This window comes from Rhodobacter capsulatus, from assembly GCF_052363175.1.
GTDB classification, from domain to species: Bacteria; Pseudomonadota; Alphaproteobacteria; order Rhodobacterales; family Rhodobacteraceae; genus Rhodobacter; species Rhodobacter capsulatus_D.
Genome location: NZ_CP198946.1, coordinates 2,737,097 through 2,761,877, shown reverse-complemented (window position 1 = coordinate 2,761,877; position 24,781 = coordinate 2,737,097). Strand labels below are relative to the sequence as shown.

The window sequence follows — 24,781 nt, the reverse complement described above, 5'->3', positions numbered from 1 at the left end:
GCGATTGCAGCGTCGGGCAAAAGCAGCCGTTCATTCACTGCGCCGCTTTTCCGGCCTCGGATCGACGTGAGGGGCGGAAACCCCTCGATGAGGGCGTCCGCGATAAGGCGAGCTCTCCACGTCAAGAGCAAAGATCTCCTATTTCCCGCTCGACCAAGCGGAAGCGTTCCTTGATCTCTTCGCCCGCATAGAAGGCCAGCATATCCTCCTTTGTGAGTGTCCCCTCGGCGAGAAACTTGATGAGGTAGCGCTGATTGAATTCGGCAAGGAGGATGCCTTTCTCGATCTGCGCGAGGATCTGCTTCATATTGTCGATATTGGCGGTGACAAGGTGCTTCACCAGCGCCATGTCGCGCGCATCCTTGATCAGCCGATTGACGATGATCTTGAGGACATCTGTGTCGAGCTCGATCGTCTTTGCATTGAGAGCGATGTCGCGCGCGAGCATGTAGGCGATGGCGAGGTTGCGATAATCACCCTTTTGGGAATCGATGATCGCGATCAGCCCGATACCGGGCAAGAACTTCAGATCCTGCACCGCAACCAGGATGCTGTTATCGACGAGCGAGGCATCGAACACGATGATCCCAGCCTGGCTCTCGCGATTCGCCTGAGCTTCGAGGAGTTGGCTCCAGGCCGTGTCCGCTTTCTTCGTGAAGATGTCCTTGGTCTGAATGTCGCCAAGGCGGATGCTCTTGTCGAACTTGCACTCGATCGCGATCCGTTTTCCGCTGTCACCGGCCAGATGGCAGACGATGTCGCCCGTCTTATTCCGACGGATCGCACCCGCACGATCGCCGGTAAGCTCGATCCGGTCAGCGATCTTCTGGCGACCGAAAAACTCGGACAGGAAGTCGGCGATTTCAGTTTCAGCGAGCACACCCTTGACCGCGGACCGATAGAATAGCTCTTTCTTCATGTCGAAGATGAGCTTCAGACTTTCGAGCTCGGTGCCGAGCTCGTTCGCGGTTCTCGAAAGGAAGCTCGAGAGTCGGTCCTCCATTAGCGCCAGGACGCCGATATAGAGAGCTTTGTGAAGCTGCTCGTCGCGATCGGCTACTGGAACCTTGTTGAAGAACTCGAATAATATCTTGTTATCGACCTCGAAGGCACCAAACTGAACGCGAGAATTTTTCTGATCGAGGCCGACAAGTGGCATATCAGACCCGACTATAGCGATAATGACCCTTTATGGTCGACGCGAGGAAAGTCCCCTTCGATCCGGCTTGATCGAAGGCCAGGGCAATTTGCGGCGGCACCTCATAATAATGATAGCGGGTGCTATTGAGAAACTCGACCTCAAGAAGCAGGTGCTCTTCATCGTAGCGGATTGCGGCGATGTTTGACGAGGTGAAGGGAGCGAAATCGTGCCAGGCCATATGTGTTATTCCTTGTTGGGTGGGGTGGGGACCGGGTTCTGCTGGAGCCAGGTTTCGACAAAATAGCGATAGTCTGCGGCGATGTGCATTTTCAGGTTCCAACCGCCTGGCGTCATCGAGTTCTCGGGCGCGGTTTCGTCACAGATCAGCGGATCTTGACTGTCGGGGCGACGATCGCGAGGCGGCGCTTGGATCATTGTCCGCATCGGGAGCCTCACTGCTTCGCCGAGAATGATAGCCTCGCCGGTGCGCAGCACCGGCAACATGCTCGTCAAACCTTCAAGGTTGTCGGAGAGCGCGCTGGTCACATGTGAGCGATCGGTGGCGTTGCTCAACCGCATCGCAAAGAAGGTCCCGCATTGTGACAGGATCGTGGGATTGATCTCTGCCGGGCGCTGGCTGACGATCATCGCGCCGATCCCATATTTGCGCCCTTCTTTGACGATGCGCTGGGTGGCGATCGAGGCGGCGCTGCTGCCATTGTCGCCAAGATAGCTGTGCGCTTCCTCCATCACGACGAGCAGCGGGCGTTCGCGCCCGCCCTCCGAGAGGTTACGCGCCCAGAAGAGACCATCGTAAAGGACGCGCAAGATGTTGCCGATGATATCGTTCGTCACCGTCGAGGGAATGCCTGACAGGTCGAGGATCGTGATCGGCTTGTCACTGCCGAGCCATTGACCGACGAGATCGGCAAGCGTCTTGGTCGTCGTGCCGTCGAGCTCGGGATGCCATTCGCCAGCCTTCAGCAGGAAGTCGTAGCGCGCGACCCGAAGCCGGGCGCCGAGCGCTTCAAGCGCCCCCCGGATGTTGAGGACGTCCGGGAGCCAATTGATCTTTTCCGGATCAGAGGCGACATTCTTGACCTTGCGAAAGCGCGGTGGAACCGCGGCCTGCGCATCCCCCACGATCTTCGCGCCCAAATGATCGCATTCGTAGGCCCAAGTCGCCTGATCTGACGGATTTGCGCCGCCGGCGCTGAAATAGGTTCCGAACTCGCGGCAATAGAGGTCATGCCAGAGCTTGTTGAGCGAGAAAGGTACCGGGCTATCGGCGGTGATGCTGGCGGAATCGACACCGGCGATCGGCTGCACCGTTAGGCTTGCGATCTTGGCCTCGAGTATCTGCTCGAGGATGATGTTGCGAGCTTTTCCATCGGGCGGGAGGCTTCCGAACGTCACCCGCATTAGCTCATCGAAGCTAAGCGCCCAGAAAGGGATGCATAGCCGATGCTCATTGGCGTTGCGGGCATCCGGGCTGATCTTGAAGATATTCGCTCGGTCGCCGAGTGCCTTGCCATATTCGCCGTGGAGATCAAGCACGACGATCCGCGCCGACGGGAAGCGTCTTTCATCCGACAGGACGTTCAACAGCCCCGCGACTGTCGTCGACTTGCCTGAGCCGGTCGTTCCAACGACCGCGCTGTGGCGCGTCACGAGTTTGTTGACGTCGACAAGTGCGTCAATCGACTCGCTGCCTGCAACGTGACCGACCCGGACCAGATGATTCTGCTTGTCCGACCGGCCATAGATCGCTTGGAGATCTGCTTCAGAGACGAGATGGACCTCGTCCTCGAAGGTCGGATATTGCGAGATGCCACGCTGGAACCGGCCTGTCCTGTAGCCCTCGCCGATCAGCTGGACCGTCATCCAGCGCAGCCCGTTAGGCATCGAAAGTGCGGCCTTCTCGGGAACCGCACTGGCGCCTACCTGCGACACGATCCCATAGAGGTCGACATAACCGATCGGAATTTTAACAAAGCTACCGATCTGGCCGATTTTATGGCCCTGGCCGTGGACGAAGCTCAGGCCCGAGAAGCGGTCCGACGTCAATGTGACGCTGACCGACGTGCCGCTGACGTCTTGGACAGTGCCGATAATTGTTGCCCGGCTGGCCAGATCAGGCTGGACCATCGCTCATCCTGTCGCCGGAGAGACCACGCAGCAGCGCTCCGAGCGCGGCAAAGTCGCCGAGCCGCACGGTGACCTTGTCGCCATCCTTCACGAGGATGCTAGGCGGCAATACAAGGTCATCCGCACCGTCGCCTGTCCAGCCACCCGGTGTGCGTCCGACGATAGCTTTGTCGAAGCCCAGCAGGCTCAGATTCGGGGTCGCTAGCGCACACTGGCGCGCTAGCTTGTAGCTGTCTGTCTCTAGGTCACCATAAATAAAGGCAAAAACATGCGCGGTCGGGTTCGCATCCAGACTACGGCATATGACGTCGTTGATATGCTCGTCTGCGAAGGAATAACCACAGATGAAGAGCAGCGAAGACGGCGCGAGCAGGAAGGCCTTCAGCCGATCGAGCATCGCGAGATAGGGCATCTTGCGGCTCTGGTCATATTTCAGATGCGACGGGTATATTAGATAGCTCTGCTTGTCGGTCTTTTCATCGGTTCGAACAACGTCGGTCTCATTTTCAAGCCGCCAGTTGAGCGAGCCATGGATCTTCCAGAGCCGGGTCCACCGCGGAGGCAACAGATCCTCATCCTCGACCGCGCCCAAATCGAAGAACGCCTTTCGCGCACCGATGAAGCCGTCGAAATAGGGTGCCGAACTCTCCTCAAGCGCCTGCTCCATCAGCAGGTCATAGTTGGTAGTAAAGAGGTGAACGGGGCGCTCGCGGCGGATCGATCGACTCCAGATGGCGAGATTATGATAAGGGGTGTCCTTGGTCGGCAGCGAGCGAGTGACCTCTTGCGAGATGACCTTGCAGACCTCAGCATCAAGCGCTGTAAGTTCGGCCCGTGTAAGACCGCGCACATTCCCGCTGCCGGCAACGCTAGCGAACACGCGAATGCGGCTGAGCAGGAGCTCAATATTGCCGCTGTCGCCGCCATCTTCTTTGACGATCCGAACGATCTTGTCCCAGCTTTTGGGATTTTCGGGGTCACCGCTCGACAGGGCCTTGGAGATTACCTTCGTCAATCCGGCAACATCCCAGATCAGCGGGTCGGTAACGGTGCTCCCATCCTCCTCGCGTTGATTGACGCGGATCGACAGGGGGCAGCCTGCACCGAGGAAGAAGCCGATCGGTTTTCGGTTCTGCGAAAGAGCTTGCTGAATAAAGCTGATTTGACGAGCTGGATCATGTTTATGCATCTTGACCCCTTGCAGGCGTTCTCGTCCTAATCAGCATCATTTGCCCTTTATCTTCAAATATAGCAACGCTGTTAAGACAGGAAGCATGTTCTTTTCGGCTCTCCGGACGACATGCAAGATGCTATCCCGGGGCGTGGCGTAAGTTCTGGCTGAAGTGGTCCGCCGAGATGTTCGCTCCAGATTTTGCTGCGCCAAGCCACGAACGGCCGCTTCGGGGAAGCCACGCTGCCGCATGGCCGAGATGACGACCGGCAGTAATGGGCCGGGTAGGTCTTCCGCGCGAGACGCGACGGCCAGACCGTAGCGTCTGCACCCTGCGCACCTTGCGAGTGGCCGTTTTCTCCAATTGGCCCGCCTGGCTTGACCTTCCCCGTCAAATCTCGCGCCACAACGGGCGGCGGCCGATGAAGGTCAGCTCCGGTTCGCGGGTGACGCGCCCCTCGACCAGACCCCAGAACCCGGATTTCCGGCCATGCTTCGTCTTCACCCCCGCACGGTAGGTCGCATGCACCTCCATATCCTGCTGCCGCGCTGGGTCAGCATCGCTGGCCGGGCCAAGGCGGTCGAGGATGTGCAGGTATTTCGCGCCATGCGGATAGGCTTTCGACCGGGCACGGGCGAGGATGTCATCAAGAAGCACCCGATAAAGCAGCGTCGCCGCTAGCGGTTGCTCGGCCTCCAGCGTCTCGGCGATAACGGGCAGGATGTGCCAGTCCGACCCTGACCAGGCGCCCCGATGCGCGATCACCACCCGGGCGGCCAGATCGGGCCGCTTCCAGTCGAGGAAGAACTGCAGCGCCACGAGCGGCACGGGGTGGTCGAGCGCCACGGCCATCGCCTTTTCCTCGGCCGCAACATCCTCGAAATCCGGCAGTGCCCGCAGATAGGCGCGCAGGATCGGCGGCGCGAGGGTGTCGCGAAACCGATCCCAAAGGATCCCGCGCGCCTCTTCCCGTCGGTCGAGCCGCTTCAGGATGTCGGCCTCCAACAACGCCTGCCGCACCGCGGGGCTGTCGCTGTCGTCCGCGTCGTCGAGAAAATCGAGCAGGGTGGACTGTGCGTGCGGCCCGCCCTTGCGCACCCAATCGAGCGCCTCTTCGAGCCGACCGGCATCGCGCAACGTCTCGGCGAGGCCTAGCGTGTCTTGCCCGCGTTCCGATTTTTCGCTTTCCAGCGCGATGAGGTGGTCGAGGTCGCCCCGAGCTCGCGCGATCGACTGCCGGATCTGCCGCCACTGATCGGTCATCGAATAGAACCACCGGCCGGTTGCGCGTTGCGGCGCCTCCTCGGCATGGCGGTCGGCCGAACGGCGGGCCAGATCCTCCTCCCAGGCGGAGAGCACGTCGGGGGGCAGATGCGGGATGACCTGATCGGCGACGCGCGGCAGGTAGCCATGCTCAAGCTCGCCCAGCCGGTCCATGATCCGGTCGGGCAGATGGCGGGCCGCCTCGGGCGAAAGCCGGGCCGCGATCGGGCCAAGGGCGACGATGCCGTCTTCGTAAACGTCCTGAAGCTTGCCCGAGGAATCGTCGATCCGCTCAAAGACGGATTTGTGCGTGGCCACAAAACGCAACAGCCGGTCGGCGCCGAGGTCGGGATCGGCGGGGGCAAGCTCATTGCGAATGCTGGCCAGAAGGGCGGCGAGATCGTCGCGAAACGCCCGGGCCTTTTCCCAATCGACAAAGGCACGGGCGCGTTCGAGTCCGGCAAGTCGGCGGTCGATCAGCTTGGCGATGGCCTCGGGGCCGGATTGACCGGCCAGCGCCGCCGCGACGCGCCGCTTGAAGGCGGCGTTCGTGGTCGCCTCATCGAAGACGAGCGCGGCGAGCTTCGCGGCGCCAAGCGCCTCGAGGGCATCGGGGGAAAGGGTCGGTTTGCGGGCCATGTCGAGCGTCCGGAAAAACGGGTCAGGCGACTTTGCCCGAGGCCAGGGCGGGCGGCAAGGGCGGGAACAAGGCCGTCTCAGTGAAAAGATTGGCGTCCCAAAATCCGAAAAAGGCACATCCGAAGAAAACAGGAAAACCTGATTCGGGAAAGTGAGTCCGGGTCCAGCAGCATGCTGGTCGCAGCACTTCCGGCCTGTCCGGGAGTGCGAGAAGGGGTCTCGGGGGTATCCCCTGAGCGAACGGGTATTTTGAAATCTGCGTCAGCGGATTGCAAAATGCCTAGTGAGTAAAGCACGTGAAATATTCACGAGCTTGTGATTGAAAAGGGTGAGCTGATTTTCGGGGGAAGGTTGGACAGTTTTCTTGCCACAAGATGCACGAGGAAATCATGTCCGTCCAGCCAAAATTTGAAAATGTATTTCCGGTTACGGAAAAGGGTTTCCCGATTGTCCTGCGTTTCAAAGGGATGCATCCGCGGAATATCTCGCGCTTCCTGATGCACGATCGTCGACGCGGCGGAGATCTGCTACACATTGATCCGATGGTGACACACTTGAATGGCGTGCTGTTCGGAGAGCCTGACTGGGATGATAGGCTCAAATATGAAATCCGAGCGGCTCAGGAAGGAAATTTTGCGGAAAAAATCCGCGCACTGGAGGCGAAATCTCGCAAAAAAGAAGCCGAAAAAGTCAAAGTGCTGGGCCTTTCCGATCCGTGGAATTCTTGCAGCGAGCGGCCACTCCGGGAAGGGATTATCACGGTCAACAAGGATTGGTTCGGCGGCGCCGGGATTGCGAAATGGGACAAGGGCAAGGTTGCGGAATTCAAAGCCAGGGCCATGGATTTTCTGCAGGAGAGTTTTCCGAATGGGCAGCTGCGCTATGCCTCGGGGCATGCGGATGAGGAGGCGTTTCACATTCATTTCGTCGTGGCGGTCTGGCGCGAAAAGGTCTCGAAACACAGCGGGCGGCAGCTCTTGCTGCAGGCATCGGCCAATCCTCTGATCGCGCGGTACGAGACGGCGCAGGATCTGGCGGGCGAAGCTTTCGCGCCGCTTGGCATCACGCGGGGGTAGCGTCGGGCCGAGGCTGCCCGTGCGGCGAAAGCGGCGGGACAACAGCCGCCGGAAAAGCGGGCGCATGTTCCGCCCTCACAATGGCGGGAGAAGCTTTTGGCGGATGCGCAGGCAGAAGCCGCACAGCTGCTTTCTGTCGCGCAAGATGGGGCGAGAGAAGCGGTCAGTGAGGCGCGGGATCTTGGGGGAAAGGTGATCCGGAAGTCGCGCAAACGGGCGATCAAGGAGGCGAGGTTCCGGAGAGAAGCGGCGGATCGTGACGTGAAGCGGCTGGAGCGGGGCAAGGTGGCGTTGACCGAAATGGTGACGCATCTGCGCGACGAGGCCGACGCGGCGCGGGACGCATGTGAGCAGACTTGGGGAGAGGTGGCGGCGCTGCGCGACAGGGCTGCGGAAATCGCCGAGGAAGTCGAGGGGACGACTGCGGAATTGCGGCTGGTGCGGTCGGAGATTGCGGAAGAGAGGGAATACCGGGAACGATTCCGGAAAGAGAAAGAGGAGGCGGAGAGGGCGCGAGACAAGGCCCGGGCCGAGGCGCTGGTGGCTGAGGGTGATTCCGTGAAGAAGACGGAAATGGCACGGGAGTTGCGCGAAAAACTGAGGTTGGTTCAAGAACGGGCGTTGGAGGAAGAACGGGGCTGGGAGCTGAAACGGGAACGGGTGGGATCAGAACTGGCGTTGGAGGAAGAAAAACTGCGGTCGGTCCAGGCTCTTGTGGTGAAGGAAGAAAAAAATCTGGCAATGGTCCGGAGGGAGGTCGGGGCCATCACCGACCGGATGACGGAGGAAAAAAACACGCTTCGGGCGGTCGTGAACGACCGGAAGGAAGGAGAAAAGCGATTGGCAGAGGCGCGGCGCCAGGTGGAGGCGACCAAGGTCGTGGTTGCCGCAGTCGAAGAGGGGCTTGAGGCGGTTTGCGCTGGGACTTTGGCTTTCTCTGAACAAGAGAATAAGGTGAACTGGGGTGAAAACGCGCCTCAGGACGTTGAAGAGCGTAAGCAAGTGGGCTTGCGGCTGAAACCGGGTCTGCCACTGATCACCAAGATCGCGGCCATGGCCGCGCGGGTGGTGAAAAAACTTCTGGCGGTGGAGCGGGAGCGGCTGCGGGGGGATCTCGCGTTTGTCTCGGGGCTGCGGGCGCAATTGAGCGAGGCGCAGGCGGAAAGATTGTCCGGAATCGGAGATCGGCATGGCTTTGACAAAGGCATCAGGTGAGGCTTGATCTTGATTGCAGTGCAATCATCTCTTACCTTTGCAGCGTAACCGGAGGGTCCGATGGCCAGCATTACGATCCGCAATCTTGATGATGACGTGAAGCGCCGCCTGCGGGTGCGCGCGGCCGAGCATGGCCGTTCGATGGAGGAAGAGGTGCGTGACATCCTGCGCCTGAGCGTCGCCGCGCCCGAGATGCCGCGGAACCTTGGGCAGGCCGTCCACGCCCGTTTCGCGGCACTGGGCGGCGTCGATCTGCAACCGCCATCGCGTGGTCCGATGCGGGATCTGCCGGATTTCGGCTGAGCGATGATCCTGCTCGACACCAATGTCATCTCTGAACTGATGCGGGCGGAACCTTCGCCCGAGGTGCTCGCGTGGTTCGCGGCCCGCGATGCGGCTGATCTGTTCCTGACCGCGGTGACCGAGGCGGAATTGCGCACGGGCATCGCCATCTTGCCGGAAGGCCAGCGCCGTGACCGGCTGCAGGTCGCGCTTGACGCGATGATCGCCGAGGATTTCGCGGGCCGGGTGCTGCCCTTCGACAGCCCCGCCGCCCGCGCCTATGCGCGCATCGCCGCCACCCGCCGCGCGGCGGGCCGGCCGGTCGCCGAGGCCGATTGCCAGATCGCCGCCATAGCCGCGGCCACCGGCGCCGCCGTAGCGACCCGCAACACCAAGGATTTCGAGGGCTGCGGCCCGACGATCATCAACCCGTGGGTCGTTTCACAGGCCTAAACTATGACGGTGGACTCGTTGGCTACAATATGGCTTTCGCTAACCCACTGACAATAAATGTTTTCGCCGCCTCTGGAGCGAAGTTCTGGTCCGCATTTGCCCTGACAGGTAGGGTTGAGTGCTTCATGATATCCGCAGGGTCCAGGCATGACTGAGGGCTTTATTGTCGCGTCTCGTTGCGTCGATCCTCACGGCTTGCCAGAGGATGCCGCGCTCAGGCTATACTGGCGGCCGGACAAGGTTCTACCGACCGAACAAAGTATCTGCACCGCGATGAAATTCAGGCTGGAAAACTGGTTCGGGGCGGGCGAGAAATAATGAATCGACATGCACTCATCGCGAGCGACGGCTCACACGACAATTCGATATCCAATGACGACCGCGAACGCGTGAATACGCTAGGAGGATATTTTGGACGATTTGCATTCTGGCGCCGAGGAATCCATTTTTTCCGGCAAAGGGTCTATCAGCGAAAAGCTCGAGAAGGCGCGGACGGAACTTCTCGACCTTTCAGCCCGAAATCGCCTCCTGAACATGCCTCGGTCGGGCAAAGGCACCAAAACAATCGAGATCGTCGATGAGAAAAGCAACGAAGTCTTTCGTCTGCTGGTTGATGAAGGCAAAGCTTTCACCTTTGTGCCCGGGTCACCATCTCGCAAGGCGGCCAAAGATGCAGACGGGAGCACTCCGCCAGAAGCCGACCCGATAGACGAAGACGCCGATGTCATCGAAGCGCTTGCATTGCCTGAGGATCAGGATTTCGATGAGCGAGGCGTTGCGGCGCGCCATAGCGACACGCGGCTCCAGACAAAATTCACGCCAGAAGGTCTGCAAAAGCGCCTGCTCGACCTGTATTATGACGCACGTACGCTCGAAGATGAGCAGGGCGTCAACGTCCTTTACCTAACGCTTGGCGTCCTTCGGTGGGTAGATCCTCTGGACAAGAAGAACATCCGGCATGCGCCTTTGCTTCTTATCCCCGTCACCTTGGAACGCGGGACAGCAGGCGAGAGGTTCAAACTCAGGTCTCGTCCAGAAGATTTCGCCGGGAACTTGTCGCTGGAGAACTTCCTGGATCGCCTTCATGGTATCCGGCTGCCGGAATTCGAGGTCGGTGAGACTTTCGATTTGTCCTCTTACTTCGACGGCGTGGAGCAGGCTATCGACGCTAAGGAGGGCTGGGGCGTCGACCGTGATGTCATCATTTTGGGGCTTTTCTCCTTCGCCAAATTCATGATGTACCGCGACCTCGATCCTTCGATATGGCCGAATGGCGCGACGCTTACCTCACGACCCTTGCTTACAGGTTTGTTGGAGGATGGGTTTTCTGCGGGTGAGGCATTGCTGCACGAAGACGCACCGATCGATCCGTTGATCGCGCCGGCAGACATGCTTCACATCCTCGATGCCGACAGTTCTCAGACGCTTGCCATCCACGAGGTCAGGAACGGTCGTAACCTGGTCATTCAGGGCCCGCCTGGCACGGGCAAAAGCCAGACGATTGCAAATTTGATTGCTTCGGCTGTGGCAGATGGGCGCACGGTTTTGTTCGTGGCGGAAAAGATGGCTGCCTTGGAGGTCGTGAAGCGGCGCCTCGATGTCACAGGGGTAGGGGCCGCGTGCCTTGAGTTGCACAGTCACCGCGCCAACAAGAAGTCTGTCCTGGAAGATCTTCGTCGCACCTGGGAAAGCGGATCGCCGCGCATCGGCGACCTCGGTTCACTGAATACAAAATTGACCGAGCTTCGCGATGAACTGAATGGTCATGTCGCGCGAATTCATCGCAAACATCGTCCCTCTGGGCTCACTCCTTATCTCGTCATCGGTCAGCTTGTCCGTCTGCGTAACGCCGGGGAGCAACCAAATGACATTGTCCTGACCGAACCCGGCTCCTGGACGAAAGACGAATTTGACCTGCGCCACCGCATCGTTTCGGAACTTGCCGAAAGGGTCAGAGAAATCGGTAATCCGGCTGACCATCTCTGGTTCGGCGTAAAACTGTCCAGCATTACACCGATGGATGTCGAGCGACTGACGGCCAGGCTTGTGCAGGTGGCAGATCAATGGCGCACCGTTGCCGGGCCAATCAACGAGCTTGCCGCTACGCTTGGCAAAGAGCCGCCGACCTGTTGGCTCGATACGGGAATAATGACAGCACTTGCCCGCAGGCTTGCGTCATCGCCCCTCTCCGCCGACGCGTTCTCGGCGCCGCAATGGCTGACCAATCTGACAGAAGTCAATCATTTTGTTGAGTTCTGCGCCAGCCATGCGGAAATGAAACGTTCCCTTGAAGACACGGTTTTCGAGGATGCTTTCCACTCAGATCTGCATGGCTTGTCGCCAATCCTGACCAAGATTTCTCCGGTCACGACGAATGACGACCTCGCCCAAATTGAATCGCTGGCTTCTGAATTGCTGCCGAAGTTCGAGGCCGCTTGTGATATCGCCAATGTTCTGGGCGAAACCGTTCCTGAGCTTTTTTCGGATCTTGAGCATCTGAGCCGACTGGCAGACAAGATTGCATCTGCTCCGGTCGCGATCATCTCGGCCTTGGCCGACCAAAGCTGGGAGCGCAATCCCGGCGTTTTGCAGGACGCGGTTGACGCGGTGCGAGCTTACCGCGAAGTCCTAGCGGCATTGGATGGGAAGCTCGCAGATTCTGCTTGGGATACCGATCTCGCTCCGGCCCGCTTTGTTCTTGCCTCCCATGGCACGGGGCTCCTAAAGAGCTTGAACGGTGATTGGCGCAAGGCGAACCGCTTGGTTCGATCCTGCTTGGTTGACCCAGACCAATCTCTCGACGAAACCCTTGCGCAGCTTGACCTGCTGCGAAAGGGCAAGGTGGCCAAGGAACTCCTCGCGCGGTCTGAGCCAACGGCAAGTGCGGCATTCGGCCCGCTTTGGCGCGGTGAGCGATCAGACGTGTCGCAATTGGCCGCAGTTGTGGACTGGATGCTGTCGCTGGGAAATTTGGGGAGTTCGATGCGGCAGATCGCGTTGCGCGAGCCGGATCGCACAGCGGTCGAAAAGCACATGAATCGCTTGGCCGGCGTCGATAATCTGCGCGCAGCCGCAGAGCTCTTTGCAAAGCTTTCAGACCGTCCTCTTGAAGCAATGCGGCTGACGGAACTGATTGCGGACGCGACATCCGTCGTTAATGCCGAGCAAAGTTCACGCCGTCTGTTCAGGACACCCCCGGACACAATGGGTGAACGGCTGGATATTCTTGCCAAGATAAGCGCGGTTCAGGAGGCCGAGAAGGAGGTCGCGCTTGCGGATGGCTGGGCAAAGCGCGCATTCGGAAGTCTGTGGAGGGGCAATGAATCGTCCTGGCCAGATCTTCAGGCCGCATGCGGCTGGGCGGTGGCCAACCAGGACATTCTTGAGCTTGCGAGAAGTGTGGCCGATCACCTCCAGTTGGCGGACCGTGCAGAACGGATAGATAGCCACTGGCAATCGATTTTGCGTGACACTACGCAGGTCCTCTCCTTGCTTGACCTCGACATCGAGGCGGCCGCCGGGTGCAATCTGGAATGTCTGGCATTCGACAAAGCGGTTTCACTTTTCAACACTTGGAGCCAGTCCGGCGAGGGCCTGTACCAATGGACATCCTACCGGGATCGCGCGGAACGTGGCCGCGCACTGGGCTGCGCCGACATTGTGAATCGCCTTTCCGATGGTCGGCTGTCCCCTGAGCGTGCCGTTCCGGCATTTGAAATGGCATATTACGAAGCCATTTTCTCGATCATGTGCGCGACTGATCCTGAGATCAGCAAATTTGACGGAACGCTGCATTCCCGAAAGGTGGTGGAGTTTTCCGATCTCGATCTTCAGAGGATCCACGTATCCGCCGACGAAATTGTGCGGGCGCATAGCAAGCGCATTCCGCCGCGCGACGGCGGGGCGGTCGGCCCCCTCGGAATTTTGCGAAACGAGTTGCAGAAGAAGCGTGGCCATATGCCAATCCGCAAATTGGTGGAGCGGGCAGCGCCAGCCCTTCAGGCGTTGAAGCCTGTTTTCATGATGAGTCCCCTCAGTGTCGCGCAGTTCCTGACGCCGGGTGCAATCGACTTTGATCTGCTCGTGATGGATGAAGCCAGTCAGATACAGCCAGTCGATGCTTTGGGGGCCGTGGCGCGGGCTCGTCAGGTTGTGGTCGTAGGCGATCCGAGGCAACTTCCCCCGACATCTTTCTTTGCGCGGATGACTGGTTCTGCTGACGAGGACGAAGACGATGGCAGCCGTGTCGCCGACATCGAGAGCATCCTAGGCCTGTTCACTGCGCGAGGCTTGCCGATGCGGATGCTGCGTTGGCATTACCGCAGCAAGCACCAATCTCTCATCGCCGTCAGCAACCGACAGTTCTACGAAAGCAAGCTTTTCGTTGTCCCGAGCCCCTATACTGCCGAAGCCGGAGTGGGCCTGCGCTTTCACCATATTCCCGATGGTATATTCGACGCCGGCGGCAAGCGCTGCAACTCCCTCGAAGCGAAGATCGTCGCCAAAGCAATCATCCAGCATGCGTTGGACTATCCCGACTTGTCGCTTGGCGTCGCTGCGTTCTCGGTGGCGCAACGACGGGCGATCCTCGACGAACTCGAACTCCTGCGGCGTGCTCACCCCGAGACCGAGGGGTATTTCCACGCGCATCCTTCTGAGCCGTTCTTCGTGAAGAACTTGGAGAACGTGCAGGGCGACGAACGCGATGTGATCTACATTTCCGTGGGCTATGGACCGACAGTTCCGGGGGGAAGGGTCCCCATGCGCTTCGGTCCACTGGGAACCGAAGGTGGTGAGCGACGCCTCAATGTTCTGATCAGCCGGGCTAAACAACGGTGCGAGGTCTTTGCGTCAATGACTGACGAAGACATTGATCCTGACTTTGCGCAAAGCCGAAAGGGCGTGTTCGCATTTCGCCTTTTTCTGCACTATGCACGAACGGGCCAGCTAACGTTGGCAGAGTCGACCGGTCGCGGGCATGACAGTGTCTTCGAGGAACAGGTGGCCAATGCGTTGCAGGAGCGCGGCTTCAACGTTCATCGCCAAGTGGGCCTGGCGGGCTTTTTCATCGACCTAGCGATTGCAGATACAGAGCGCCCCGGTCGATATCTCCTCGGGATCGAATGCGATGGCGCAGCTTACCATGACGCACTGTCGGCGCGCGACCGAGACAGACTTAGGCAATCCGTTCTGGAAAGCCATGGTTGGCATATCCACCGGATTTGGAGCACCGATTGGTTCCAGCGCCCGCAGCAGGAAATGACCCGTCTCGTCGCGGCAATTGAGGCTGCAAAAGCCGAGGACGAGGTTCGCGCGGCGAAGCGTGTGGCGCCACAGGTCAGGATAACCGCCGAGGAGGTTGGGGATTGGACCTACATGGGTGTTGAATCTGGCGTGCCAGATGAACAACCGCCTGCAGCTGCCAAGACACCAGCTTATGTCGAAGCTGTCTTGCTCCGACCCAGCCATCATCAGGAGGAACTTCATGAGGTTCCGCGGGGGGTGCTTGTCGCTTTGGTCGAGGCCGCGGTTGAGGCAGAAGGACCAGTTCACTTCGATGAGGTAGTGACACGCATAAGAGAAGCGTGGGGTCTGAAGCGCGCAGGCAGTCGCATCCGTGATGCAATTCACGCGGCCGCTGATGTCGCAGAGCGGAAGGGCACTGTTGTTCGTTGTGGCGACTTTCTTTCTGTTCCTGGGCGTCAGCCTTTCTTGCGTGACCGGGCGGAAGCCAGTTCAATCGGGTTACGGAAACCAGAAGCAATTCCCGTTGATGAAGTTGCGGCCGGTGCGGAAGCCATTGTTCGTGCCAACTTCGGCGCAACCAAGGATCAGCTTGTAACTGAGATCGCAAGATCGCTGGGCTTCAAGGCGACCAGCGAAGTCTTACGAGGGCGCTTGGTCGAGGGTATCGAATTGGCTATCAGCCGTGGAGCGATCATTGATCAGCAAGGGCTGCTTCAGATCGCGGTGCCCAGTGAACAAGAGGAAGTCAGAAAATAAGACGACGGCCAAGCATGGGGAAGTGTAGCGTGGGAAACTGGACGGCCTTTTGACTGGGGATGATAGGAGATGTCATCCTCATCTTGGTTGTGAACAATTTTGGTTGGGTCGCCGCGGGTCCTCGCAATTAGGGACGATGGCGCCGGTGAGTTGAGTCACGCTGCCTTCAGAATTGGTTTTAGGTTGAGTGCTTGGACGAACGCGAAACAAGTTTGTGATCCTGCCCCCGCAACCAAAATCCTCTTGTGTTATCAAGAATATACGCCCTGCCATCAAGCGGGGCTTTTTGCGTTCCCCCCGGCGGGTCAACAATAGGTCAACAAACGGACGGAAACCGCGTGAAAGATCAGTGGGATAGTAGCGCCGCAGGATCAGGAACGCGCGAAAACCGCAGAAGAGCGCGCTTGGCAGGAAAGGCGCCCAACATCCTGCACGCCTTCGACGGCGGCGTGCTGGTAATCTCCCCATTTTTAACGGGGTGCATTCGTAGAATTCACGCGGCCATTTTCAGTTTCATGGCGGGTGTGATGCCGCCGATGCCCATGTTCGGGCGGTCGTTGTTGTATGTCCATAGCCATTGCGTGGCGCGATCCTGAGCTTCCTCTATGGTTTCGATGATGTATTGATCGAGCCACTCATGCCTGACGGTGCGGTTGTAGCGCTCGATATAGGCGTTCTGCTGCGGCTGACCGGGTTGGATGTGCTGGATCGTGATGCCCTGTTTCTCTGCCCAGATCAGCAACTTGCCACTGATGTATTCCGGGCCGTTGTCGACCCTTATGGTTCCCGGCTTGCCGCGCCATTCAATTATCCGATCCAGGCTCCGGATGACCCGTTCCGCTGGCAAAGAAAAGTCGACCTCGATGCCCAGCCCTTCGCGGTTGAAGTCATCCAGAACGTTGAGCAGCCGGAACTGGCGGCCATCGCCGAGCCGGTCAGCCATGAAGTCCATCGACCAGGTCATGTTCGGCGCGTCCGGCACAGCCAGCGCGTCGGGTTTGTTCCGCTTCAGCCGCTTGCGCGGCTTAATCCGCAGGTTCAGTTCCAAGGCGCAATAGATACGATAGACGCGTTTGTGGTTCCACGGCTGCCCCTTCACGTTGCGCAGGTGCAGGAAGCACAGGCCGAAGCCCCAGGTCTTGCGGGCATCGGTCAGGCCGACCAGCAGATCGGCGATCTCTTCGTTCTCGTCCTTCAGCTTCGGGCTGTAGCGATAGCAGGTCTCGCTGACCCCAAAGGTCCGACAAGCCAGCGCAATGCTGGCGCACCTCAAGACATATGACCTGCCCCCGGTTCGTCCCTCGTTCATAACGAGAGTCCTTGGGGTTGATAGTTGTCGGTTTCGGATGGGGCAAGCGCGCCGGGCGCGGAGCCCTCAGATTGCTCAAGCGCCCGGCGCGCTTCTGCCGGGGTTTGATTGCCCAGCGAGGAATGCGGCCTGACGTGGTTGTAGTCGTAGCGCCACAGGGCCAGGGTGCGGCGGGTATGAGGAGGATCAGAAAACAGCGCGGGGCGCTGTTTTCCCGACGATTGGGCGAGGCTGTCGAAGATCTCCTCGTTGAGGCATTCATCTCGCAGGCTGCCGTTGAAAGACTCGATGAAGCCGTTCTGCTGCGGCTTGCCCGGATCGATGTAATGCCACTCGACCTTGTTGTCGTTCGCCCACTTCAGGATGGCCTTGCTGGTGAACTCGGTGCCATTGTCGGAAACGATGCAAGCCGGTTTGCCGTAGATCCAGACCAGCGCATCGAGTTCCCGCGCCACTCTGGCCCCCGAGATGCTGGTGTCGGCAATCAGGGCAAGGTTCTCGCGGCAACAGTCGTCGTTGACTGCCAGGATGCGGAACTTCCGGCAGGCCCCGAACGTGTCGGACAGGAAGTCCAAGGACCACCGCTGGTTCGGGCGCAATGGCACCGGCATCGGGGTGCGGCTGCCCCGCGCGCGTTTGCGGCCACGGCGTCGGCGCACCGACAGGCCCTCTTCCCGGTAGATGCGGTAGAGCTTCTTCTCGTTCATGATCATGCCCTTGCGCTCCAGCAGGATGCCCACGCGCCGGTAGCCGAAGCGACGGCGCTTCTCGACGATCTCGTGCATCGCCTCACGGATTTCCGGGTTATCGGGCGGCCTCTCGCGCCGCACCGTCTTCGGATCGACACCGATCAGAACGCAGGCACGGCGTTGAGAGATCGGATGATCCTTCATCGCCCGCAGCACTGCATCCCGCCGTTGCACCGGCGTCGTCAGGGCTTTCCCAAGAGGTCCTTCAGAACCACGTTGTCCAGCATCGCATCCGCCAGCAGCCGCTTCAGCTTCGCGTTCTCGAGCTGCTTGAGCCGCTTGGCGTCCGACAGGTCCATCCCGCCATACTTGGCCTTGAGCTTGTAGAACGTCGCCGGGCTCAAACCGTGTTTCCGGCAAAGCTCCGAGGTCGGCAAACCCGCCTCCCGCTCTTTGAGTATCCCGATAATCTGCGCCTCGGTGAAACGGCTTTTCCTCATGTCGTCTGCTCCTTCTCAGGTTGAGCAGACTCTACATCACAGCGAGGGATCTTCCGGGGGGCAGGTCACAGCTGCTCTTCAATATCCATACTTGCAATGGCAAAAACCGGTTGGATGGGATCAAGAAGATTGTAGCCGGTGTATCCAGCTTCATCGAAATAGATGGTTCGAACAGGCATCTTGACTCACTTTCAACGTCTCAAATTTCACCATAGTGTGCATTCTAGGGCTGACAGGCAAGCACCCATTCACGAGATGAACGACGCGGGTTCCACGTCTACCGCCCTGCAAAGGTGCAAGAATTCCACCACGTCCAGGCGCCGTTCGTAGCCTTCCACCTTCGCGACGAAGGACTGGGGGCGACCAAGTTTGTCAGCCAAGTCTTGTTGGGTCAGGCCAGCGGCCTTCCTCGCCACCTTCAAGGCGTCGATGAGCGTCCGATACTCCTCATCGTAGATGCTCTTCCCCAACGGGACCCGCCACACTCAGCGCCACCTCGCCCCGCAGTTTTCAGCCGGATCAACAGGATCAACAGGATCAACAGGAAACAAGAAAAAGGCAGGACCTAAGCCCTGCCTCTAGCATTCACCACCAATCAGCCAGCCAGCCTGTCAGTCAAGCGGACCCTTCCAGGCAAGGCCACGGATCGAAGGCACCTGTTCGCCATTCACCCGAGGCTTAGTGGTCACCACGTCCGGGTAGTTGTCATAGAGTTGGCTGAAGAAGTGGTCGTAATGGACAGCAACTGTCGTGCTGAACCCTTCGAGCCACGCTTCGAAAGCCATGAAGACCTCATCCTTTGGAAGCACGCTGTTCGCGTCCACAACCATCTGATCTTCGACGAAGGTCTTTGTGGGCATGGTCCTAACCCGCACATTCTTGAACAGAGGGGCAGCGGACCTTGGTTGAACAAACGTCCCACGCTTCTTGAGGCGGTCCAGCCCATCCAGCGCCCGGTTCAGAATGCCCGCCATCTCTGCCTTGAGCTTCATTGGCAGAAGCTTGTCTTCGCGCCCAAGGTAAGAGTTGGGATATTGCAGCAGAAGCATCTGACCAGCCACAGCCCCCGCGCTGTCATTGAACCGGGGCAGCAGATTAGATGCAAACACGAGACGGGCGGGCAGCACCTTGACCAGATGAGCCGCAGCGCGGGAGACCCCATTTACCGTCCAGACCTTGGGGCTGGTCGCCTTCTCCGCCACTTCGACGCCCGGCTTGATCGCGCAATTGCCCGCGCGCAGATCATTGCCGAACCAGGCGACGACGAGGCTGACGCTTTCGACCGCAGGCGCCAGAGCCTGCAGTCGGTCGAGCGCCACCAACATGTCGGCGGTGTCGGAAACCGCGTTCAGGTTCTCGGCCACTTGCGCCCCGGCCTCGCCCTTGCGGATCGCCTCGGTCGCATACCGAAGGCGGTAGGCCGGTTTCCCATTCTCCTTCTGGGCGAACATTCGCAAGTTCGAACCAACTGGTCAATCGCGGCTGGCTGTCCGCCCCGTCGCCATCTCCCACCGCCGCACCGCCACGTCGCAATAGACCGGGTCCAGTTCCACAGCGCAGCAGCGCCGCCCGGTGCGTTCGGCGGCGATCAGCTGGGTGCCGGAGCCGCAGAAGGGTTCGAACACCAGGTCGCCGGGGGTGGAGGATCTTGCCCGTCAATCCGGTGGGCGCCTCCCCCGATTGAACCGGGGACGGCGCAAAGAAATGGGCGCCTTGCGGCGCCCAGTCTGCCCTTCCCTTGTTATGGAAGTGCTCTCAGATCGCCGAGCTGTGCCCGGCTTTCGAGAGGTCATAGCCATCGAAGTGACGCGCGATCATCCGCGTCAGCGGGCGGCCATGCTCGGGGATTTCCAGCCCCGCTTCGGTCACCGTCACCATGTCTTCGAATTTCGCGACGCAGGAGGCGAATTCGGCCTCAAGAGCCACCGGATCGGCACCCCATTCGTTCACCAGTTCCGCCTTGTCGGCCTTGAAGTCGCACATCAGCATCTCGATCAGACGGCCGCGCATCAGGTCTTCCTTCGAGAAGACGAAGCCGCGGTGGGTCGAGAACTTGCCGTCGCGGATCGCCGCCGTATAGGTGCCGGTCGGGCTTTCGTTTTGCGCATAGCCTTGCGGGAAGCGCGAGATCGACGAGGCCCCGAGACCGACCAGAGCTTCCGCCTGATCGTCGGTATAGCCCTGGAAGTTGCGGCGCAGCTTGCCTGCTTTCAGCGCGGTGGCCAGACCGTCATGCGGCAGCGCGAAGTGGTCGATGCCGATCACGTCATAGCCCGCCTTGGTGAAGAGCTCGCGCGAGAGGTGGAAGAGTTCCAGCCGCTCGGGCGGGGTGGGAAGGTTTTCCGACGGGATCAGCGACTGACGACGCGACATCCACGGCACGTGCGCATAGCCGTAGAAGGCGACGCGGTCGGGTTTCAGCGACAGCACCTTCTCGACGCTTTCGGTCATCTTCTGCGGCGTCTGATGCGGCAGGCCGTAAAGGATGTCGGCGTTCAGGCTGTTGATGCCGCGGTCGCGGATCATGTCGACGACCATCTTCGTCACTTCGAAGGTCTGTTCGCGCCCGATCACCGACTGGATGAAGGGGTCGAAGTCCTGAATGCCCACCGAGGCCCGGTTCATGCCCGATTGCGCCAGCGCATCCATGCGCTCGTCGTCAATCTCGTTCGGGTCGATCTCGACCGAGAATTCGCCTTTCTCGCCCAGCGGCACCGCCTCGAAGACGGCGTCGCAGATCTTGCGCATCGAATCGGCCGGCAGAAGCGTCGCGGTGCCGCCGCCCCAATGCAGACGCGACAGCTTCACGCCGGGCGCGAGATGCGATTTCAGAAGTTCGACTTCCTTGATCAGCGTCTCGGCATAGGTTTTCACCGGCGCATCGGTCTGCGTGCCCTGGGTGCGGCAGGCGCAGAACCAGCACAGGCGCCGACAGAAGGGCACGTGCATGTAAAGCGAGATCGACGCCCCCGCCGGAATCGCCTCGATCCACTCGATGAACTGCGAGGGGCCGATATCCTTGGAGAAATGGGGTGCAGTCGGGTAGCTGGTGTAGCGGGGCACCTTGGCATCGAAGAGACCGAGCCGGGCGAGTTGCGATTCATGTTTCATGGGCGTATTGTATCCTTCACGACGCGAACAAAGTATTGTCCCAAATCAAGCAAGGCAATGTCTCACGACGACGCTCATCCGGTCTCGCTGCAATGCGGAGACTGCCCGATCAGGCACCGGGCCGTCTGTGCAAGATGCGAGAGTTCCGAGCTCGATGAACTCGAGTCCGTGAAGTATTACCGAAGCTTCGAGGCCGGTCAGACGGTGATCTGGTCGGGGGACAAGATGGACTTCGTGGCCTCGGTCGTGTCGGGGATTGCGACCCTGACCCAGACCCTGGAAGATGGTCGCACGCAGATGGTCGGTCTTCTCTTACCCTCTGATTTTGTTGGAAGACCTGGCCGTGATCGCGCCGCTTACAACGTCACGGCGACGACTGATATCCTGATGTGCTGCTTCCGCCGGAAGCCGTTTGAAGAGCTGATGGAGCGCACGCCGCACCTTGCGCAGCGGCTTTTGCAGATGACTTTGGACGAGCTTGATGCGGCCCGCGAGTGGATGCTTCTGCTTGGTCGCAAGACCGCGCGCGAGAAGATCGCCTCGCTTCTGTCGATTGTCGCACGTCGCGATGCGTCGATTCGTCACCGCAAACTGAGGGGGCAGCTGACCTTCGATCTGCCGCTGACGCGGGAGGCGATGGCCGACTATCTTGGCCTCACCCTTGAGACGGTCAGTCGGCAGATTTCCGCCCTCAAGCGTGATGGTGTGATCGAGCTGGAGGGGAAACGTCACGTCACGGTGCCCGACATGGACCGGCTCTTGATCGAGGCGGGCGAGGACAGCGACGGGGGGCTGATTGGCTAAGGCTCTGGCACTTGCGCTGGCCTTCGGACTGCTCGCAAGCGCGGCGCAAGCCGAGGCGCGGTCGGAAACCCGCTGCGGCTGGTTCGTCAATCCGACGCCCGGCAATTTTTACCTGACCGATGCAGATGGCGATTGGTGGTTTGCCTCGCAGGGCTCGCTGGAAGTGGGCGGTTGGGAAAATCTGGATTGGTCCGACGCGGAGTTCGGCGACGAATGGGTCGAGACGAACGGCTCTTACGGCTATGGCTGTGCCTGCGCCTCGGGCGATTACGGCAATGCGGCTGAAGGCGAGGTCTGGTTCATCGACAGGCTGCGGGCGCTGCCGTTGTCGAAATGCCTGCGCGATCCGGCCCTGCCGCCGCCCCCCCGCGACTGACAGCCGTCAGAGCGCCTTGCCGTTCTGGTGCTGCAACCGCAGTCGCGCCAGCGCCTCGTGCTTTTCCGCCTTGCGCGACTCGGTCAGCGCCACTTCCACGAATTCCATATGCACCGCCACCGCGGCCCGGGCCGCGCCGCCGTCGCGTGCCTGAATCGCCGCGTTGATCGCGCGGTGCTGCTCCAGCAGCGATTCCCGCGTCGAGCGGTTCCGGAACATGATCTGGCGGTTGTAGAACACGCCCTCGGACAGCAGGTCGAACATCGACCGCATCATGTGCAGCATGATGATGTTGTGGCTGGCCTCGACGATCGCCATGTGGAACTGCGCATCCAGCGTCGCCTCGTCAGCCGGATTGCGCTTCGTATGGGCGATTTCCATCTTCGCCATGATCGCGTCGATCACCTTCAGATCGGTGTCCGAGCCCATCTTGGCCGCCCGTTCCGCGGCCATGCCTTCGAGGTCGCGCCGGAACGCGAGATAGTCGAAGACCGCCTGATCATTGCGGGCAAAGAGCCGGATCAGCGCGGGCGAAAAGGCCGAGCCGAGCACTTCGGCGACGAAGATCCCCGAGCCGGCGCGGGTGGTCAGCAGACCCTCTTCCTGCAACTCGGCCACGGCCTCGCGCAGGGACGGCCGCGAGACCGCAAGCCGTTCGGACAATTCGCGTTCAGAGGGCAGGCGTTCGCCCGGGCGCAGCACGCCCTCGACGATCAGACTTTCGATCTGACGCACCACGGCCGAGGCGAGTTTCTCGGATTCGATCTTCTGGAATGGCATTTCTCTCTCCCGTGGTCAGAAACTATGACCAATGGAAATGCCCGGCAATGGGAAATGGTAAGGCCGGGCACGAGGCCCGGCCGTTTTGCGTGCGTTGCCCGATCGTCTCAGCGGTTCGGGCGGATGATGAACTCGACGCGGCGGTTCTGTGCCTTGCCCTGCGCGGTCAGGTTCGAGGCGACCGGCTGTTCCTCGCCGCGGCCATAGGCGACGACGCGATAGCCCGGCACGCCCGCGCCGATCAGGATATTCGCCACCGAGCGGGCGCGGTCTTGCGACAGGCGCTGGTTGTAGGCGGCATCGCCATCCGAATCGGTGTGGCCGACGACATCGACGGTGGTGTCGGGATAGCGGTTCAGGCTGCCTGCGAGCGTATAAAGATCGCGCTGCAGGTCCGGGCGCACGGCCGCGCTGTCGACGGCGAACAGCACGTCTTGCGGCATCGTCACGACCAGACGGTCACCCTGACGCACGACCGACACGCCATTGGTATCCAGATCGCGGCGCAGCTCCTGCGCCTGTTTGTCGAGCTGGTTGCCGATCAGCCCGCCGATCGCCCCGCCCACGATCGCCCCGGCCGCGGCCTTTTCCAGCTTCTCGTCGCCGCCTCGGGTCGCCCCGAAGACACCGCCGATGATCGCCCCGGTGATCGCGGCGCTTTTCGTGTTGGCATAGGGGTCGGCACTCGAGGAGTCGCTGTAGCCCTGATCATAGGGGTCGGTGCAGGCGCTCAGCGCGAACAGGCCGGTGCAGGCGAGAAGGAGGGTAGAAGTCTTGGTCATGGAACTGCCCTTGTGCTTGCGGCCATCCTGGCCGTTGCCCCTATTCTACGCCAGATTTTCGCCCCGGTTCCATGCCCTGTGAAATCTTGGCGGAATTTTGCGCATCAACTTCAGGCGAGACTGTCAGGCAAGGGCGGTGGCTGCCCCCGGTCCCGCCTCGCGCCGGGCGGCTTCGCGCGCCAGAAGCGCCCGTTTGAGCGGTAGCCCCCAGTGATAGCCGCCCAGCCCGCCCGAGGCGCGCAGCACCCGGTGGCAGGGGATCAGCACCGCGACCGGATTGCGTCCGATGGCCGTGCCGACGGCCCGCACCGCGCGCGGGCTGCCAATGCGGTTGGCAATGTCGGAATAGGTGCAGACCTCGCCCGAGGGGATAGCCAGAAGCGCCTCCCAGACCTTGATCTGGAACGGCGCGCCGATGACGGAGAGCCGGGCCTCGCCCGTGCCGCCAAAGGCCGCGGCGACCCAGTCGGCCAGCGGGGCCGGGTCCTCGATCAGCTGGGCGCCGGGCCAGCGCGCGATCATGTCGGTAAAGGCGGTGGCCTCGCCCATCTCCTCGGTGAAGGCGAGGCCGCACAGCCCGCGCGGCGTGCCAAAGCCCAGCACCGGGCCGAAGGGCGAGGGGAAGCGGCCCCAGCGGATCACCAGCCCGGTGCCGCCCGTCGCCAACTCGCCCGGGGTCATCGCCTCCCAGCGCAGGATCAGATCGTGCAGCCGTGACGGGGTCGAAAGCCCTGCCGCTGCGGCCACCTGGTCAAGCGGCAGTTTCTGCGCCAGCAGCTCGCGGGCAAGACCCAAGGAGAGATATTGTGTGTAGCGCTTCGGCGAGACCCCGACCCAGACGGAAAAGATGCGCTGGAAATGCGCCGCCGAGAGGCCGAGCCGTGCTGCAAGCTCTTCAAGCGCGATCCGTGTCGGGCGGCCTGCCGCCTGAGCCTCGGCCTGCGCGGCGTCGATCTCGGCGATGGCGCGGGCGATCACGCGATAATGGTAGCGATCTTCGAGCGGGGTATCTTCGGACATGGGGACGCCTTTCTGCCC

General features: G+C 60.6%; 19 protein-coding genes and 3 pseudogenes. 7 read left to right on the top strand and 15 right to left on the bottom strand.

The annotated features are described in order from the left end of the window. Positions 1-121 precede the first annotated feature (121 nt). The 5 genes from ACTTAI_RS14525 to ACTTAI_RS14505 form a co-directional block, all read right to left on the bottom strand. Positions 122-1,159: a hypothetical protein gene (locus tag ACTTAI_RS14525; RefSeq protein ID WP_444452239.1), complete on the bottom strand. Its 1,038-nt coding sequence runs from the start codon at positions 1,157-1,159 to the stop codon at positions 122-124. Between the two features lies 1 nt (position 1,160). After that, complete coding sequence (locus tag ACTTAI_RS14520; protein ID WP_444452238.1) at positions 1,161-1,379, bottom strand: KTSC domain-containing protein; 219 nt, start codon at positions 1,377-1,379, stop codon at positions 1,161-1,163. A 5-nt stretch (positions 1,380-1,384) separates the two neighbouring features. After that, positions 1,385-3,289 carry an ATP-binding protein gene (locus ACTTAI_RS14515; RefSeq protein ID WP_444452237.1) on the bottom strand — a complete coding sequence of 635 codons (1,905 nt, stop codon included), beginning with the start codon at positions 3,287-3,289 and terminating at the stop codon, positions 1,385-1,387. After that, positions 3,276-4,478, bottom strand: a complete 1,203-nt coding sequence (locus ACTTAI_RS14510; protein WP_444452236.1) for an SIR2 family NAD-dependent protein deacylase — start codon at positions 4,476-4,478, stop codon at positions 3,276-3,278. Before ACTTAI_RS14510 ends, ACTTAI_RS14515 begins: the two co-directional genes overlap by 14 nt. 373 nt (positions 4,479-4,851) lie before the next feature. Further along, on the bottom strand, positions 4,852-6,363 hold the full coding sequence (locus ACTTAI_RS14505) for a DUF6880 family protein (RefSeq protein WP_444452235.1): 1,512 nt from the start codon (positions 6,361-6,363) through the stop codon (positions 4,852-4,854). A gap of 389 nt (positions 6,364-6,752) precedes the next feature. Between ACTTAI_RS14505 and ACTTAI_RS14500 the strand changes: the two genes are divergently transcribed. From ACTTAI_RS14500 to ACTTAI_RS14485, 4 genes are all read left to right on the top strand, one after another. Continuing rightward, positions 6,753-7,439: a plasmid recombination protein gene (locus tag ACTTAI_RS14500; protein ID WP_444452234.1), complete on the top strand. Its 687-nt coding sequence runs from the start codon at positions 6,753-6,755 to the stop codon at positions 7,437-7,439. 96 nt (positions 7,440-7,535) lie between these two features. Then, positions 7,536-8,654 carry a hypothetical protein gene (locus ACTTAI_RS14495; protein ID WP_444452233.1) on the top strand — a complete coding sequence of 373 codons (1,119 nt, stop codon included), beginning with the start codon at positions 7,536-7,538 and terminating at the stop codon, positions 8,652-8,654. 60 nt (positions 8,655-8,714) lie between these two features. Then, positions 8,715-8,957: a FitA-like ribbon-helix-helix domain-containing protein gene (locus ACTTAI_RS14490; RefSeq protein ID WP_444452232.1), complete on the top strand. Its 243-nt coding sequence runs from the start codon at positions 8,715-8,717 to the stop codon at positions 8,955-8,957. A 3-nt stretch (positions 8,958-8,960) separates the two neighbouring features. After that, positions 8,961-9,389: a type II toxin-antitoxin system VapC family toxin gene (locus ACTTAI_RS14485; protein ID WP_444452231.1), complete on the top strand. Its 429-nt coding sequence runs from the start codon at positions 8,961-8,963 to the stop codon at positions 9,387-9,389. Positions 9,390-9,577: 188 nt separating this feature from the next. On the opposite strand, the gene ACTTAI_RS14480 is transcribed toward ACTTAI_RS14485, so the two are convergent. Continuing rightward, the gene (locus tag ACTTAI_RS14480) at positions 9,578-9,718 is read right to left on the bottom strand and encodes a hypothetical protein (protein ID WP_181420949.1); all 141 of its coding nucleotides are present in this window, start codon (positions 9,716-9,718) and stop codon (positions 9,578-9,580) included. A gap of 82 nt (positions 9,719-9,800) precedes the next feature. Here ACTTAI_RS14480 and ACTTAI_RS14475 point away from each other — a divergent pair, with 82 nt between their 5' ends. After that, positions 9,801-15,392, top strand: a complete 5,592-nt coding sequence (locus ACTTAI_RS14475) for a DUF3320 domain-containing protein (RefSeq protein WP_444452230.1) — start codon at positions 9,801-9,803, stop codon at positions 15,390-15,392. A gap of 493 nt (positions 15,393-15,885) precedes the next feature. On the opposite strand, the pseudogene ACTTAI_RS14470 reads toward ACTTAI_RS14475, so the two are convergent. The 6 genes and pseudogenes from ACTTAI_RS14470 to hemN form a co-directional block, all read right to left on the bottom strand. Continuing rightward, positions 15,886-16,653: pseudogene (locus ACTTAI_RS14470) on the bottom strand (IS3 family transposase); the annotation flags it as partial. Positions 16,654-16,697: 44 nt separating this feature from the next. Further along, a protein-coding gene (locus tag ACTTAI_RS14465) for an IS3 family transposase (RefSeq protein ID WP_444452229.1) occupies positions 16,698-17,890 on the bottom strand; the annotation gives its coding sequence in 2 pieces (ribosomal slippage) (positions 16,698-17,650 and positions 17,650-17,890; 1,194 coding nt in all). Positions 17,891-18,138: 248 nt separating this feature from the next. Next, a complete protein-coding gene (locus ACTTAI_RS14460) occupies positions 18,139-18,360 on the bottom strand; it encodes a helix-turn-helix domain-containing protein (RefSeq protein ID WP_444452228.1) in 222 nt (73 codons plus the stop codon). Positions 18,361-19,020: 660 nt separating this feature from the next. After that, positions 19,021-19,272: pseudogene (locus tag ACTTAI_RS14455) on the bottom strand (hypothetical protein); the annotation flags it as partial. 90 nt (positions 19,273-19,362) lie between these two features. Further along, a pseudogene (locus ACTTAI_RS14450) lies at positions 19,363-19,524 on the bottom strand (DNA methyltransferase); the annotation flags it as partial. Positions 19,525-19,645: 121 nt separating this feature from the next. Further along, entirely contained in the window at positions 19,646-21,001 is a 1,356-nt protein-coding gene (hemN, locus tag ACTTAI_RS14445; RefSeq protein WP_444452227.1) for an oxygen-independent coproporphyrinogen III oxidase, read from the bottom strand. 57 nt (positions 21,002-21,058) lie between these two features. On the opposite strand from hemN, the gene fnrL reads away from it, so the two are divergent. Together fnrL and ACTTAI_RS14435 are read left to right on the top strand one after the other, a co-directional pair. Further along, positions 21,059-21,805 (top strand): transcriptional regulator FnrL, encoded by a 747-nt coding sequence (fnrL, locus tag ACTTAI_RS14440; protein ID WP_444452226.1) that lies wholly within the window; start codon positions 21,059-21,061, stop codon positions 21,803-21,805. Further along, positions 21,798-22,181 carry a DUF4087 domain-containing protein gene (locus tag ACTTAI_RS14435; RefSeq protein WP_444452225.1) on the top strand — a complete coding sequence of 128 codons (384 nt, stop codon included), beginning with the start codon at positions 21,798-21,800 and terminating at the stop codon, positions 22,179-22,181. The genes fnrL and ACTTAI_RS14435 overlap by 8 nt, the downstream gene beginning before the upstream one ends. Before the next feature lie 6 nt (positions 22,182-22,187). Here ACTTAI_RS14435 and ACTTAI_RS14430 read toward each other — a convergent pair whose 3' ends face one another. From ACTTAI_RS14430 to ACTTAI_RS14420, 3 genes are all read right to left on the bottom strand, one after another. After that, complete coding sequence (locus ACTTAI_RS14430; RefSeq protein WP_444452224.1) at positions 22,188-22,961, bottom strand: FadR/GntR family transcriptional regulator; 774 nt, start codon at positions 22,959-22,961, stop codon at positions 22,188-22,190. A gap of 107 nt (positions 22,962-23,068) precedes the next feature. Further along, complete coding sequence (locus ACTTAI_RS14425; protein WP_444452223.1) at positions 23,069-23,743, bottom strand: OmpA family protein; 675 nt, start codon at positions 23,741-23,743, stop codon at positions 23,069-23,071. 123 nt (positions 23,744-23,866) lie between these two features. Next, positions 23,867-24,763 (bottom strand): methylated-DNA--[protein]-cysteine S-methyltransferase, encoded by an 897-nt coding sequence (locus ACTTAI_RS14420; RefSeq protein WP_444452222.1) that lies wholly within the window; start codon positions 24,761-24,763, stop codon positions 23,867-23,869. Between the last annotated feature and the right edge of the window lie 18 nt (positions 24,764-24,781).